Consider the following 13757-nt stretch of genomic DNA (forward strand, 5'->3'; position numbering starts at 1 on the left):
GTCGTGCGCCGGGGCTACAACCCGTGATCGCGCGCCCACCCCGCGATCTGGGTCCGTGAGGTGAAGCCGAGTTTGGTCAGGATGTGCTCGACATGGGTCTCGGCCGTGCGCACCGAGATCACCAGATCGGCCGCGATGCGTTTGTTGCTGTGCCCGGCGGCGACGAGCCGGGCCACATCCTTCTCCCTGCGGGTGAGCAGCGACAGTGCCGCGGTGTCGACGGGCGTGGGGCGCGCGGGCGGGGCCGGTGGTTCCTCGGCGGCGGGCCCGCGGCCCAGGGCGAAATCGATCGCCGCCGGTAGTGTCATCGCGGCCCCCGCGTCATAGGCGGCGCGGAAACCGCTGTCGCCCAGCGCGTTCCGCACCTCGTCGCGCACCTTTTCACCCACCGCGCTGGTGATCGTATGGGCCAGGCGCACCGTACTGCGCTGCAGCGTCTCGGCCGCGCCCATCAGCCGCGCCGACCGTTCCATATCGCCACGGGCGGCGGCCGACCATGCCATGCCGTCGAAACCCGAAGCCAGCCATACGCATCGGTCGAACAGCGCGAATTCCTCGATCGCGCGTCCGAGGTAGTCGTCGGCGGCGTCCTGATCGCCGAGCCGCCACTGATCGATGCCGAGCGTCCACAACGCCAGCCCACCCAGCATATGCGGGCCGTAGCGCTGGGTGAGCACCTGGAATTCGTGGGCCATCTCGGTCGATCGGGGCTCCTCCAGCAGGGTCGCGCACATGAAACCGAAAGCGAGACTGTCCATTTCGGTGGCGTGATGCTCGGTGGCGCGGGCCAGCCGGATCGCCTCCTCGGAGCGGCGCAGCGCACCCGCGGTATCGGCGTCGGTGAAATCGATCAGTGCCGCGTCCAGTTCCGCCTCGGCGAGGATGTCGGAGGCGCCCAGATCGGTGGCGACGGTGACGCATTCGCTCGCCAGCCGCGCCGCCGACTCCCGATCCGACAGCAGTGCCGCCAACGAGGCCGCCGACGACAGTGCGCGCGCTCGTTCCCAGCTCGGTTCCGGATTCCGGGCCAGGGCGTCGGTCAGCCACCGATACCCCTCGGAGAGGAACCGGTAGTGCTCCCAGAACGGGCGCAGCACGGTCGCGGTCTCCATCGCCAGCTGCGGTGCGTCGAGCATCGAGAATTGCAGGGCCGAGCGCAGATTGGCGTGTTCGCGCGCCAATTCGCGGAACCACGCCAGATCGTCGGAACTCCAGTACGCGGTCTGCCCGCGCAGGGCCAGCCCGCGGTAGTGGTCGCGGTGGCGGGCCCGCACCCGGCGCTCGTCACCGTGCGCGACGAGGCGGTCCTGGCCGAACTGCCGGATCGGTTCCAGCATCGAATAGCGCGGCGCGGCAGCGTCGTAGCGCAATCGCAGCACCGACTTGTCGACCAGACCGGTCAGCGCGTCGAGCAGTCCCTGTGGCCCCGGTGGTAGCTGACATACGGCCTCGGCGGCCTCGATGTCGAAACCGCCGGCGAAGACCGACAACTGTTGCCACAGCTGCTGTTCCGCGGGTGTGCACAGTTCGTAGCTCCAGCGGATCGCACCCTCGATGGTCTGCTGACGCTGCGGTGCGGTGCGTGGTCCGGCGCTGAGCAGGTCCATGGTGTCGTCGAGCCGGTCGCGAATCTGCTCGGGCGTGAATACCCGGAACCGCAATGCCGCCAGTTCCAGCGCCAGCGGGATGCCGTCGAGGCGCTGGCAGATCGCGGCGAGGGTGTCGCGGTTGGCGGGGGTGAAGGTGAAATCCGGATTCGCGGCGGTCGCCCGCTCCACCAGCAGCCGCATCGCATCGCTGTCGACGTCGGCGACCGACAGCGGCGGAATCGGCATCACCTGCTCACCGGGTATGCCCAGCACCTCGCGGCTGGTGGCCAGCACCCGCACCTCGGGGGTGGCGGCGACGAGATGGGAGACCAGGGTCGCGCACGCGTCGATGAGATGTTCGCAGTTGTCCAGGATCAGCAGGAGTCGTTTGCTGGCGAGGAATTCGGTGAGCCGGTCCAGCGGCGCCGTGGTGTCGTCGCGCAGATCCAACGCCTCGGCGACGCTGAGGGTGACCAGATCGGGATCGTGCACATCGGCCAGTTCGACCAGCCACACCCCGTCCGGGAAGGCGCGCGCCATCGCCGCGCCGACCTGTCGCGACAGCCGCGTCTTGCCCACGCCGCCCGGGCCGAGCAGAGTCAGCACCCGGGTCGCGGGCAGCAGCCGTTTCGCGGTGGCCAGTTCGTCGCGGCGGCCGACGAAACTGGTGACCTCGGCGGGAAGATTCCCGGTGACACGCCGCGCCATGATCGCCAACCCTATCGTGATCGAAACGCGTGCGGACCACATCGGCGATGTCGGTCCCACGTGCCCGCGGACGGCGGAAACGGGAATAGGCTGAGACGGCGAACCGATATTCGACCCGCGGTCCGTCGGGGCCGCGGACCCACAGACCCCTCGTCCCCAGGAGGCCCGCAGTGCGGATCGGCATCATGCTCAGCGAACAGACCGGACCGGATGCGCTCGTGCGCCTGACCGACGAACTGCAGCAGGTGGCCGACGAGGGTTTCGAATCGGCGTGGCTGTCGCACATCTTCGGTCTCGACGCGCTGACCGCGCTCGCCGTCGCCGGCAGCAAGGTACCGAATATCGAACTCGGCACGGCCGTGGTGCCGACCTATCCGCGGCACCCGGGCGCCCTGGCCCAGCAGGCCGCCACCACCGCGCTCGCCGTCGGTCGCGGACGGCTCACCCTGGGGATCGGGCTGTCGCATCAGATCGTCATCGAGAACATGTTCGGCTACGACTTCGGCCGCCCGGCCCGGCACATGAAGGAGTACCTGTCGATTCTCGGGCCGCTGCTCGAGGGACAACCGGTGTCGTACCAGGGCGAGACCCTGAGCGCGAACCTCGGCCTGACCGCGGGGGAGACCGGCCGGATCCCGGTGCTCGTGGCCGCGATGGGAACCCAGATGCTGAAATTGGCCGCGCGCCGCACCGACGGCACCGTTCTGTGGATGACCGGCCCCGCGACCATCGCCGACCACATCGCACCGACCATCACCGCGGCTGCCGCCGAGGCCGGCCGGCCCGCGCCGCGGGTGGTCTGCTCGCTGCCGGTGCTGGTCACCGACGATATCGATCGCGGCCGGGAGAAGGCCGCGACCGTCTTCGCCGCCTACGGTTCGCTGCCCTCGTATCGGGCCATGATGGATCGCGAGGGCGCCGAGGGGCCGGCCGATCTGGCGATCATCGGCACCGAGGAGCAGGTCGCCGCCCGCATCGAGAAGGTGTTCGCCGCCGGTGCCACGGAATTCGTGGCCGCGCCCTTCGTCGGCGGCCAGGCCGCCGAGCGCACCCGCAAGTTGCTCACCCAGCTGGCGGACTGAGCGACGGTAGCACGCCGGGCGCGGATCGAGGACGTGGAAGCACTCGCCCTGGCGATGCCGCACGTCACCGTGGTGCGCGGGTCCAGCGGCAATCCGGTCTTCCAGGTCGGTGGCAAGTCGTTCATCTTCTTCCGCACCCCGCGCCCGGACGCCGTCGATCCGGACACCGGCGAACGGTACCCGGACGTGATCGTCTTCTGGGTGCCGTCGGAGTCGGACAAGCGTGCGCTCGTTCAGGATCCGGATTCGCCGTTCTTCACCACCGCTCATTTCGACGGGCATCTGTCGGTGCTGCTGCGCGGGGCCCACATCGGTGAACTCGACCTCGACGAACTGCGCGAAATCGTCCAGGACGCCTGGCTGTCACGGGCCTCAGCGGCGCGCGGCCGGCGCTGGCTCGCCGAACATCGGCTCTGATCTCGGCGACAACCGTTGCGGCACAAGATATGTCAGTTCGCCGCGGCGGAGGCGACGTCGAGCCCGGCCAGCTGGTGGCGCATGCGCTCGCGTTTGGTGCGCAGGTAGCGGACGTTGTGTTCGGTCGGGTCGGTCTGCAGCGGAATCCGGTGCGTCACCGCGATGCCGTGTGCTTGCAGGCCCGCCTGCTTGTCCGGATTGTTGCTGAGCAATTGCACCGATTCGACACCCAGATCGCTCAGGATCTGCGCGCCCGCGCCGTAGCGGCGGGCATCGATCGGCAGGCCGAGACGCAGGTTCGCGTCCACGGTGTCGGCGCCCGCGTCCTGCAGTTCGTAGGCGCGCAACTTGTTCAGCAGGCCGATGCCGCGGCCCTCCTGGCCCCGCAGATACACCACGACACCGCGTCCCTCGGCAGCCACCGCGCGCAGGGCGGCGTCGAGCTGTTCACCGCAATCGCAGCGCAGCGAGCCGAACGCGTCGCCGGTCAGGCATTCCGAGTGCAGCCGGGCCAGGACGTCGGTTCCGGACGGATCGCCGAAGACCAGGGCGAGATGTTCGACCGGTTGCGTGCCGGAGTCGGCGTCGCGGTAGCCGAAGACCTGAAAATCGCCGTAGCGGGTGGGCAGCCGGGTCTGCGCGAGCCGGGTGACGGTGTGCTCGCGGTGCTTTCGGTACTCGACGAGGTCGGCGATGGAGATGATCGGCAGCTCGTGCTCGCGCGCGAAGGTCAGCAGCTGCGGCAGCCGGGCCATCGATCCGTCGTCGTTGACGACCTCCGCGATCACGCCCGCGGGCCGTAACCCGGCCGCGCGCAACAGGTCGACGGTCGCCTCGGTGTGCCCGGCGCGGCCCAGCACGCCGCGCGGATGCGCCCGCAGCGGGAAGACGTGCCCGGGCCGGGTGAGGTCGGCGGGGGTGGTGCGCGGATCGGCCAGCAGCCGCATGGTGTGGGCGCGGTCGGCCGCCGAGATACCCGTGCTGACGCCCGCGGCCGCATCGACCGATACGGTGTAGGCGGTGCCCTTGGGATCCTCGTTGACCGCCGTCATCGGGGGGAGCGAGAGCCGGTCGAGATCGGCGCCGGGCATCGGCACGCACAGCACGCCGCTGGTGTGGCGGATCAGGAATCCGATGGTCTGCGCGGTCGCGAATTCCGCGGCCAGTACGAGATCACCTTCGTTCTCCCGATCCTCGTCGTCGACCACCACGACGGGCCGGCCGGCGGCCAGGGCGTCGAGTGCGTTCTGGATGGAATCGAGTTCACCGGTCATCGTGCACCTCCTGTATGCCTAATAGAAATATTCCGAACGGCCTCCCGCTAGGAAGGGTTCCGCTCAGTGAGATTCTGGGGACGTCGATTTTCCGGAACCCGGCGTCGGCGTTGACCTCGAGTGCGGTTGAGGATGCACGCTGGGGTCATGACACAGGCCGCAGAGTTCTGGAACACCGTCTACGACGACGACACCGCTCCCTGGGTGATCGGTGAGCCGCAGCCGGCGATCGTGGAGGTGGAACGCGAGGGGTTGATCCGGGGGCGGGTGCTCGATGTCGGAACGGGTGCGGGGGAGCACACCATCGCCCTCACCGCCCTGGGCTACGACGTGCTGGGTCTCGACCTGTCGCCGAGCGCCGTCGAGTACGCGCGGCGCAACGCCGCCGCGAAGGGGGTGCCCACGGCGCGTTTCCGGGTAGCCGACGCCGTCCGGGTCGGCGCCGATCCCGCCGCGGCCGCCGAACTCGGCGTCTTCGACACGATCGTCGACAGCGCCCTGTTCCACATCTTCCGCGAGGATCCCGGTACCCGCGCCGCCTACGTCCGGTCGCTGCACACCCTGTGCGCTCCGGGCGGTCTGGTGCACGTCCTGGCGCTGTCCGACGCCGACCCCGGCTTCGGGCCCCGCATCAGCGATCGGATGCTGCGTGAATCCTTCGGTGCCGGTTGGGAATTGGAGGATCTGCGGCCCACGTCCTATCGTGGCCGGGTCACCCCGGTGGTCGCCGATCAGGTCGCCGGGCTGAACGTCGCCGAGAACGGGACCGTGGATACCGCCGCCTGGCTGGCCCGGATCCGGCGAGTGTAGCGACGGACCCGGTAGGTACGGCGTGTCCCGCGGTGGAGCTATCGGGGACGAGACTTCGACTTCGGCGGTGCGAGCGGCGCCTCGCGATTGCGGGGCAGCCGCCCGCGCTTGTTCAACGCCTCCAGGTCGTCGAGCAGATCCTCGGCCAGTTGGCGCTCCGCCTCGTAGTGGCGGATGCACCACCGCAACACGGCACTGGGAAAGGCCCAATCCGGGTTGGCGTCGGACCCCTCGGCGTCGGCGGCGGCGCGGCGGCGCATCTTCTCCGCGTAATCGATATGCGCGGTGAGGATTTCGCGCAGCCGCTCCGGTTCGGCCAGATGACCGAGCCAGGCCCGTAGCAGCACACTGTGTTTCAGCACCGGCGCCTCCACCGGTGAATGATTGACCCAGTGCGCCACGGCATCCCGGCCGCTCGTGGTGATCGCGTACATCCGCTTGCCGCGCACACCGTCCTCGGAGGTCACGGTGCGCGAAGTGACGTACCCGTGCTTCTCGAGGCGTTTGAGTTCGGCGTAGATCTGGCTGAACGACGGGCTCCAGTAGAAGAACTGCAAACTCCAGTCCGCCCACTTCTTCAGGTCGTAGCCGGACAATTCGTCCGCATGCGAAAGCATCCCGAGCACGGCCCACGAAGTGGTCGGCAGATCGGTGCCAGATGTCATCGCCGAACTATACCGCCCAGTCATATGCGGATCCGAAATCAGCGCCAGCGGGTGCGGTGCGGGAACAGCGCTCGCCCGGCCTCGTGCACGACCTCGAGGACCACCCGGGCCAGCCGGTCGTAACTCATCGCCTCGGCTCGTCCCGAGAGCGAGAGTGCGGCCGGTGGGGCGCCGCGGCCACGCAGCGGCGCGGCCACACAGGCGATGCCGACCATGGCCTCCTCGCGGTCGATCGCCACGCCTTGGCGCAACCGGATCTGCCCGAGTTCGCGATGCAGCGCGTCGGGCTCGGCCAGGGTGCGCGGAGTGAGCCGGGGCAGCCGGCCGCGGAAGGCGGCCTCGGCGATGGTGGGTTCCAGCGCCGCCAGCATCGACTTGCCCAAAGCCGTTGCGTGCGCGGGCATCCGGCCCCCGAGCCGGGTCGGCAGCGCCGCGGCGAACCGGCCGCCGGCCTTGTCCAGGTAGACGACCTCGCGACCGTCGAGCACCGCCAGGTGGCCCACCATGCCCGTGCGCTGCGACAGTTCGTGCAGCAGCGGACTCACCGCATCGCGAATCTCGTTGTGGTCCGCGGTGAGTCCGCCCAGTTCGAGCGTGCGCATGCCGAGGCGGTAGCCGCCGGCGGAATGCGCCAGCCAGCGCAGCCGGATCATCTGATCCAGGATGCGGTGGACCGTCGAGCGCGGAAGTCCGGTCCGCTCGACCAGTTCCAGCAGTGTCAGAGTCGGGGTGTTCGCGTCGAAGGCGTCCAGGATCAACGTCATTCGCTCGATCATCGACACCGGAATCGGCGCACCGGCGCGATGAGCCCTGGCGCCCGTCGTCGCGTGACGCGCGGCCGTGGTGGTGCGTTCCGCGGAGGGCAGCACGGTGACGGTCATATGTACCTCCGTTGGCTCATATGCAGACTAGAAGTATTTCGACTAGGCATGTTCGGTTTCGGCATTTGTGTCACCTATCACAGTGGCTGCCACCACACCGATCGCGAATCGGTGGAACTACGTAAGTGCTACCGAAATCTCTCCCGTTCACCGGACCTGGCCGTTGACGGGCCCCGGGGCCGACCTGGTGTCATGACTTACAGCTATATGTCTGTCCGAAACAAGGAGTGGCCGTGGAGCCGGTAGTACAGGTGGACGAGATCTCGGAGGCGACCTTCAAATCCGTGCTGAGCAGGTTCTGCTCGGGGGTCACGGTGATCACCGCCCTGTCCGGCGACCAGCCGATCGGGTTCAGCTGCCAGTCGTTCTCGTCGCTGTCCGTGGATCCGCCCCGGGTCTGCTTCTTCCCCGCGCGGACCTCGACGTCGTGGCCGCGCATCCGCGAGGTAGGGCGATTCTGCGTGAACATCCTCGCCCACGATCAGGCCGACCTCTGCCGTGCGCTGTCCCGCAGCGGCACCGACAAATTCGCCGGCGTGGACTGGGAGGTCTCCGGAAACGGGTCGCCGCGGCTGAGCGGTGCGCTGGCCAGTATCGATTGCGAACTGGATCGCGAGGTGGACGGCGGCGACCACACCATCGTGATCGCGCGAGTCACCGCACTCGCCGAACATTCCGAACAGGCGCCGCTGCTGTTCTACCGCTCCTCGTTCGAACGTCTGCACGGGCACTGACGCGGGTCCGCGGGCATGCCGGTGGTGACGAGCCCGGTGCGTACCCGCCCGCACCGCCGAGGCGTCCCGTCACTGCCGATGGCCGGAGCGGATCTCCCGGCCAGTGGGACTACGCGTGCCGGGCCCCCGTCCCGATGGCGAGCATCGAGTCATCACCCGGGGCGGGTTCGGCCGGCGGGTAGTCGAGGCCGATCGCAATCGAGGCCGATCGCATTCGAGACGGAGGAATCATGAACAGCGACAGCGAAGTGCGGGTCATCGACGCCGGCGCACCGCCGACCCGGTTCGCCCGCGGTTGGCACTGCCTGGGCCTGGCGGACTCCTTCCGCGACGGCGCGCCGCACACCGTCGCCGCCTTCGGCACCGAACTGGTCGTGTTCGCCGGCGAGGACGGCACGCTCAACGTCCTCAACGCCTACTGCCCGCATATGGGCGGCAATCTCGCCGACGGCACCGTCAAAGGCGATTCGCTGGCCTGCCCGTTCCACGACTGGCGGTGGAACGGGAAGGGCAAATGCACCGGAATCCCGTACGCGCGCCGGGTGCCTCCGCTGGCGCGCACCAAGGCGTGGCCGACGCTGGAGCAGAACAAGCAGCTGTTCGTCTGGAACGATCCGGAGGGCAAGCAGCCGCCCGCGGACATCACCATCCCGCGCATCGACGCCGCCTTCGACGACGAATGGACCGACTGGACCTGGAACTCGATGATCGTCGAGGCCAACTGCCGGGAAGTGGTCGACAACGTGGTCGACATGGCGCACTTCTTCTACGTGCACTACGGCTTCCCGACGTTCTTCAAGAACGTCTTCGAGGGCCACATCGCCAGTCAGTACATGACCTCCATCTCGCGCGAGGACATGATGGGCGAGACGGCGAAGGCGTTGGGCGGCAAGAACACTCTGCATTCGGAGGCGTCCTACTACGGGCCCTCCTACATGATCGACTACCTGCGCAGCGACAGCGCGGATCTCTCGGTCGAGGGCTACCTGATCAACTGCCATTACCCGATCACCGAGAACCGGTTCGTGCTGCAGTACGGGGCCATCGCGAAGAAGCCGCAGGGCGTCTCGCCGGAGCGGGCCGAGCAGATCGCGGCCTCCTTCGTCGGCGGTCTCGGCAAGGGTTTCGAACAGGACGCGGCGATCTGGAAGCGCAAGTCGCGCATCAACAATCCGCTGCTGTGCGAGGAGGACGGACCGGTCTATCAGCTGCGCCGATGGTACGAGCAGTTCTACACCGACGTCGCCGACATCTCGGAGGAGATGACCGCGCGCTTCGAATTCGAGGTCGACACCACCCGCGCGGTCACCGCCTGGGAGGCCGAGGTCGCCGAGAACCTCGCCAAGCGGGCCGAACAGGCCGTGGCGGGCTGAGAGTTATCGCGATGGACGAGGTTTCGTGCCGATCCTGCGGAACGTGCGTGCTGGTGGAGAAGTTCAGCCCGCAGCATACGAGCGTGCAGTGGAGCCGGTCGGCGATGCACGCGTGCACCGAACTGTCGCAGCCGGGCACGCATGCGCACACCTGCACCGCCCTGCGCGAGAGCATCGACGCGGCGGTGCAGTCGGGCCAGTTGAGCGTGAGTACCCGTGATGTCGATGTGCGCACCCGCGGCCGGAACGGTGGCATGACGGGGCAGGAAGCTGGATGAACGGCACAGGAATGGATGTGGTGGTGCTCGATGGATACCGCGATCGAACTCGACGTGCGTGAGCCGCGCACGTCGCGCGAGGACGCCGGCCCGCGCGATTCGGCAACCGGCGGCGAATCCGCGGACGGCGTCGTGGCGGCCGCCGGGTCGCCGGCCGATCCGGTCGTCGTCGAGATCGTCCGTGTGGTGCGCGAAACCGCGGACGCGGTGTCACTCGAATTGGCGCCGCAGCCCGAACACGCCGAGCGGTTCGGCTATCGGCCCGGGCAATTCCTCACTGTGCGCATCCCCAGTGAGCTGACCGGTTCGGTGAGCCGGTGCTACTCGCTGTCGAGCGCACCGCACGAGGGTGGGCCGCTGAAGGTCACCGTCAAACGCACGGCGGCCGGATATGCGTCGAACTGGTTGTGCGACAACGCCGTCGCCGGTGACACCCTGCAGGTGCTGCCGCCCGCCGGACTGTTCACCCCGGCCTCGCTGGACACCGATCTGCTGCTGTTCGCCGGTGGCAGCGGCATCACCCCGGTGTTGTCGATCCTGAAATCGGTGCTCGCGCAGGGCAGCGGCCACTGCACCCTCGTGTACGCCAATCGCGACGAATCGTCGGTCATCTTCGCCGCGGAACTCGCGGAACTCGCGGGGGCCCATCCGGATCGGCTGCAGGTGCTGCACTGGCTGGAATCGGTGCAGGGCCTGCCGAGTGTGCCGCAATTGTCCGCGCTGGTGCGGCACTGGGCCGATCGCGAGACGTTCGTCTGCGGTCCGGGGCCGTTCATGGACGCCGTCGCCGCCGCGATGGCCGCGCACGGCGCCGACCGGCGGCGCGTGCACATGGAGAAGTTCGTTTCCCTGACCGGCAATCCGTTCGAGGGCGCACCCCCCGCGAGCGACGACGCCGACCCCGCCGACTCGGCGAACGTCGAGGTCGAGCTCGACGGCGAGCATCACCGGATGGCGTGGCCGCGACGCCAGGTCCTGTTGGATACCCTGCTGGCAGCGGGGGTCGAGGCGCCGTATTCGTGCCGCGAGGGCGCGTGCAGCGCGTGTGTGTGCCGGGTGGTGTCCGGCGAGGTGTCCATGCGCCGCAACGAGGTTCTCGAAGAGGAGGATCTCGCCGAGGGCTACGTGCTCGCCTGTCAGGCGGTACCGGCCACCGACGACGTTTCGATCAGCTATTCCTGAACCCCATTCTTCGAGGAGAGAAAATGGCCGCCGTCAGCTCGCTCGGTTATGTCCGAGCGCGGATCGCCGATATCGCCGCGTGGCGTGAATTCGCCTTCGACATCATCGGATTCGCCGAAGGGTCGGGCCCGAATCCGGAGTCGGTCTATCTGCGCACCGACGAGCACACCTACCGCCTGGAGTTGGTACCGGGCGATCGTGACGAGGTGATCGCCGTCGGCTGGCAGGTCGCCGACCGGCGCTCGCTGACGCTGGTGCGCGAAACGCTCACCGCGGCCGGTGTCGAGGTCACCGAACTCACCCTGGCCGAATCCGCCGCGCGTCACGTCGAGGAGGCGATCAGCTTCACCGATCCGGCCGGATTCACCGTCGAGGTCTTCCACGGACCTCTGCTCGATCACAGCCCGGTGGTCGGAAAGTACGGAAACCGTTTCGTCTCCGGCGATCTCGGTCTCGGCCACGTCGTCCTGCCGGTGCCCGATATCGAGGCCGCGCGGCAGTTCTACACCGAGGTACTGGACTTCGCCTCCCGCGGTTCGTTCCGGGTGGGTCCCCCCGAACATCCGATCTGGATCCGGTTCATGGGTGTCAATCCCCGCCACCACAGCCTGGCGCTGATTCCGGGCGGCCGTGGCGACGGTCCGGGGATCGTGCACGTGATGGTCGAGGTGGACGCGCTCGACGATGTCGGCCGGGTTCTCGACCGGGTGACCAAGGCGGGCTATCACCTGTCCTCGACACTCGGCCGCCACACCAACGACAAGATGATCTCCTTCTACGTCCGCACCCCGGGCGGCTGGGATCTCGAATTCGGTTGCGAGGGAATGCTCGTGGGCGAGGACTACGTCGCGGAGGAGATGACGGCCGACAGCTACTGGGGCCACGAATGGGCGCGCGGCTGAGCGGCCGTCACCACCGTGTGGCGGCCGGCGCGCGGTGAGGCGAACCGGCGAACACAGTAGTTACAGGTCTGGTTCCTGCACGTGGGTGAACGTGACCCGCACCGAGATCGGATCGGTCTGCAACGCGGCGAAACCGGCGGCGGTCAGCGGTGCGAGCGCCGGGTGCGGGGCGAAGGCGCGGGCCCGGGCGACCACGTCGTCGTCCGGGCGCAACTCCGCCGTGGCCGCGCGCCAGGTTCCGTTGTGCCGCAGGCGCACCGAAGGATCGGCGCGCACATTGTTGCCCCAGCCCGACCGCATGCCGTGCTGGCAGATGATCCACGCGCCGTCGTCGTCGAACAGCACCGATACCGGGACCCGGCGCGGCTGGCCGGATTTGCGGCCGATGGTCTCCAGTTCGGTCGCGAAAGTGGACCGCACACCCACCCGGTCCAGCGCGGCGAATCCGGGGTTGACCAGATAGCGGCCGACGGCGCGTTCGATCCGGAACTTCGTCGACTTCCGATCGGTGCCGGCTGTCGTGCGCCGGGATCGGAAAGCGTCGAGTCCGTTGCGGCGCAGCATGGTTATCGCGGTCGACCACGGTGACCGGGCCGGATCCGGATCCAGCCCGGCGCCGAGGCGATGCAGCTGATCGGTGTGCCATTGCAGATCCAGGGCGCCGTCGACCGCGCGCAACGTACCGCTGCGCGCGATCCGGCCGCGCAGGCCGAGCGAAATCGACGGCGGGCGGAGGATTTCGGTCCCGCCGGGGAGCAGGTCGGCGGCAGCGGCCGGGTACACCGTGGTGGGGCGGCCGAGTCCGACCACATCGCAGGCGCCGGAGTCGACCGCACCGCCCATCGCCGTCCGGCTGCGGAATCCGCCGGTGACCGCCAGCGGCACCGCGGCCGCGACCTGCCGCACGGTCTCCGCGTACTCCAGGAAGTAGGCCTCCCGCGCTCGGGTACTCGCCGCCGCGCTGCGGGACCGGCCCATCATCGCCGGGGATTCGTAACTGCCGCCGCTGATTTCGATCAGATCCAGCGGCTGCCGGGCCAACTGCCGGACCACCTCCCGCGATTCCTCCTCGGTGAAACCACCGCGCTGGAAATCCGCCGAATTCAGCTTGACGGCCACCGCGAAGCCCGGCTGGACCGCCGCGCGAATCGCGCCGACCACCTCGAGCAGAAAGCGGGCGCGGCGCTGTCCGTCACCGCCCCAGTCGTCGGTGCGCTGATTGGCCAGCGGGGACAGGAACTGCGACACCAGATAGCCGTGGGCGCCGTGAATCTGCACCCCGTCGAAGCCTGCCGATTCCGCGATCCGCGCCGCGTCGGCGAAGCGCCGGATCAGATCGTGGATCTCGGCCTCGGTGAGCGCTCGCGGCGTGGGCAGGCCCGGCACTCCCGACGCGATCGCCGAGGGCGCCACCGGCCGTTGCCGGGTGGCCAGCGGATTGGCTTGGCGGCCAGGATGATTCAGCTGCATCCAGATCGGGGTGCCGCCGTCCTTGGCGGCCTTCGCCCAGCGCGTCAGCGCGGCGAGATCGCGATCGTCGTCGATAACCACATTGCCCGGCTCGCCGAGCTGGGTGCGGTCGATCATCACATTGCCGGTGATGATCAGGCCGTAGCCGCCCGCTCCCCAACGGCGATACAGCCGGACCAGCCGGTCGTCGGGAGCATGTGCCGCGGTGCCGAGCCCCTCGCTGAGCGCCGATTTCATGATCCGGTTGGGCAGTACCTGGCCACAGGGCAGGGGGAGTGGGTCGTGCAGTCCGGTCATGCCTATCCTCCAGGGCGCGGATCGGAAATGAGGTATACCGATCGGTATAGTCGGCAGAGTAGTACACCGATCGGTCTAGGGCAAAGGTAGGCTGG

13 protein-coding genes are annotated in these 13757 nt (G+C 68.6%); 8 read left to right on the forward strand and 5 right to left on the reverse strand.

Annotated features, from left to right (window positions below; all coding sequences use genetic code 11):
* Positions 1 to 14: 14 nt before the first annotated feature.
* Positions 15 to 2297, reverse strand: a complete 2283-nt coding sequence (locus tag ACPCUW_RS10955) for a LuxR C-terminal-related transcriptional regulator (protein WP_423424603.1) — start codon at positions 2295 to 2297, stop codon at positions 15 to 17.
* A gap of 170 nt (positions 2298 to 2467) precedes the next feature.
* Between ACPCUW_RS10955 and ACPCUW_RS10960 the strand changes: the two genes are divergently transcribed.
* Entirely contained in the window at positions 2468 to 3379 is a 912-nt protein-coding gene (locus ACPCUW_RS10960; protein WP_063015506.1) for a TIGR03564 family F420-dependent LLM class oxidoreductase, read from the forward strand.
* Between the two features lie 54 nt (positions 3380 to 3433).
* On the forward strand, positions 3434 to 3796 hold the full coding sequence (locus ACPCUW_RS10965; RefSeq protein WP_063025557.1) for an MmcQ/YjbR family DNA-binding protein: 363 nt from the start codon (positions 3434 to 3436) through the stop codon (positions 3794 to 3796).
* A 32-nt stretch (positions 3797 to 3828) separates the two neighbouring features.
* Here the strand turns inward: ACPCUW_RS10965 and ACPCUW_RS10970 are convergent, their stop codons facing one another.
* Positions 3829 to 5070, reverse strand: a complete 1242-nt coding sequence (locus tag ACPCUW_RS10970; RefSeq protein ID WP_305778996.1) for a bifunctional 3,4-dihydroxy-2-butanone-4-phosphate synthase/GTP cyclohydrolase II — start codon at positions 5068 to 5070, stop codon at positions 3829 to 3831.
* Positions 5071 to 5217: 147 nt separating this feature from the next.
* Between ACPCUW_RS10970 and ACPCUW_RS10975 the strand changes: the two genes are divergently transcribed.
* Positions 5218 to 5880, forward strand: a complete 663-nt coding sequence (locus ACPCUW_RS10975; protein ID WP_305778995.1) for a class I SAM-dependent methyltransferase — start codon at positions 5218 to 5220, stop codon at positions 5878 to 5880.
* A gap of 38 nt (positions 5881 to 5918) precedes the next feature.
* On the opposite strand, the gene ACPCUW_RS10980 is transcribed toward ACPCUW_RS10975, so the two are convergent.
* Both ACPCUW_RS10980 and ACPCUW_RS10985 read right to left on the reverse strand, forming a co-directional pair.
* Positions 5919 to 6545 carry a PadR family transcriptional regulator gene (locus tag ACPCUW_RS10980; RefSeq protein WP_063015509.1) on the reverse strand — a complete coding sequence of 209 codons (627 nt, stop codon included), beginning with the start codon at positions 6543 to 6545 and terminating at the stop codon, positions 5919 to 5921.
* A gap of 38 nt (positions 6546 to 6583) precedes the next feature.
* Positions 6584 to 7426, reverse strand: a complete 843-nt coding sequence (locus tag ACPCUW_RS10985) for an IclR family transcriptional regulator (protein ID WP_063015510.1) — start codon at positions 7424 to 7426, stop codon at positions 6584 to 6586.
* Positions 7427 to 7659: 233 nt separating this feature from the next.
* On the opposite strand from ACPCUW_RS10985, the gene ACPCUW_RS10990 reads away from it, so the two are divergent.
* From ACPCUW_RS10990 to ACPCUW_RS11010, 5 genes are all read left to right on the forward strand, one after another.
* Positions 7660 to 8160, forward strand: a complete 501-nt coding sequence (locus ACPCUW_RS10990; RefSeq protein ID WP_423424605.1) for a flavin reductase family protein — start codon at positions 7660 to 7662, stop codon at positions 8158 to 8160.
* Between the two features lie 230 nt (positions 8161 to 8390).
* Positions 8391 to 9533 carry a Rieske 2Fe-2S domain-containing protein gene (locus ACPCUW_RS10995; protein ID WP_305778993.1) on the forward strand — a complete coding sequence of 381 codons (1143 nt, stop codon included), beginning with the start codon at positions 8391 to 8393 and terminating at the stop codon, positions 9531 to 9533.
* A 47-nt stretch (positions 9534 to 9580) separates the two neighbouring features.
* Positions 9581 to 9811, forward strand: a complete 231-nt coding sequence (locus ACPCUW_RS11000; RefSeq protein WP_423424607.1) for a hypothetical protein — start codon at positions 9581 to 9583, stop codon at positions 9809 to 9811.
* A gap of 30 nt (positions 9812 to 9841) precedes the next feature.
* Entirely contained in the window at positions 9842 to 10993 is a 1152-nt protein-coding gene (locus ACPCUW_RS11005) for a 2Fe-2S iron-sulfur cluster-binding protein (protein WP_423424608.1), read from the forward strand.
* A 23-nt stretch (positions 10994 to 11016) separates the two neighbouring features.
* Entirely contained in the window at positions 11017 to 11895 is an 879-nt protein-coding gene (locus ACPCUW_RS11010) for a VOC family protein (RefSeq protein WP_423424609.1), read from the forward strand.
* 60 nt (positions 11896 to 11955) lie between these two features.
* Here ACPCUW_RS11010 and ACPCUW_RS11015 read toward each other — a convergent pair whose 3' ends face one another.
* The gene (locus ACPCUW_RS11015) at positions 11956 to 13662 is read right to left on the reverse strand and encodes a nitroreductase family deazaflavin-dependent oxidoreductase (protein ID WP_423424611.1); all 1707 of its coding nucleotides are present in this window, start codon (positions 13660 to 13662) and stop codon (positions 11956 to 11958) included.
* Positions 13663 to 13757 lie beyond the last annotated feature (95 nt).

This window comes from Nocardia sp. AB354 (genome assembly GCF_049538315.1).
Classification (GTDB): Bacteria; Actinomycetota; Actinomycetes; order Mycobacteriales; family Mycobacteriaceae; genus Nocardia; species Nocardia nova.

What these genes read in the sequence shown, in the direction of transcription:
- ACPCUW_RS10955 (WP_423424603.1), bottom strand. Translation starts at nt 2,297, where the DNA reads ATGGCGCGGCGTGTCACCGGGAATCTTCCCGCCGAGGTCACCAGTTTC.
- ACPCUW_RS10965 (WP_063025557.1), top strand. Translation starts at nt 3,434, where the DNA reads ATGCCGCACGTCACCGTGGTGCGCGGGTCCAGCGGCAATCCGGTCTTC.
- ACPCUW_RS10970 (WP_305778996.1), bottom strand. Translation starts at nt 5,070, where the DNA reads ATGACCGGTGAACTCGATTCCATCCAGAACGCACTCGACGCCCTGGCC.
- ACPCUW_RS10975 (WP_305778995.1), top strand. Translation starts at nt 5,218, where the DNA reads ATGACACAGGCCGCAGAGTTCTGGAACACCGTCTACGACGACGACACC.
- ACPCUW_RS10980 (WP_063015509.1), bottom strand. Translation starts at nt 6,545, where the DNA reads ATGACATCTGGCACCGATCTGCCGACCACTTCGTGGGCCGTGCTCGGG.
- ACPCUW_RS10985 (WP_063015510.1), bottom strand. Translation starts at nt 7,426, where the DNA reads ATGACCGTCACCGTGCTGCCCTCCGCGGAACGCACCACCACGGCCGCG.
- ACPCUW_RS10995 (WP_305778993.1), top strand. Translation starts at nt 8,391, where the DNA reads ATGAACAGCGACAGCGAAGTGCGGGTCATCGACGCCGGCGCACCGCCG.
- ACPCUW_RS11005 (WP_423424608.1), top strand. Translation starts at nt 9,842, where the DNA reads ATGGATACCGCGATCGAACTCGACGTGCGTGAGCCGCGCACGTCGCGC.
- ACPCUW_RS11010 (WP_423424609.1), top strand. Translation starts at nt 11,017, where the DNA reads ATGGCCGCCGTCAGCTCGCTCGGTTATGTCCGAGCGCGGATCGCCGAT.
- ACPCUW_RS11015 (WP_423424611.1), bottom strand. Translation starts at nt 13,662, where the DNA reads ATGACCGGACTGCACGACCCACTCCCCCTGCCCTGTGGCCAGGTACTG.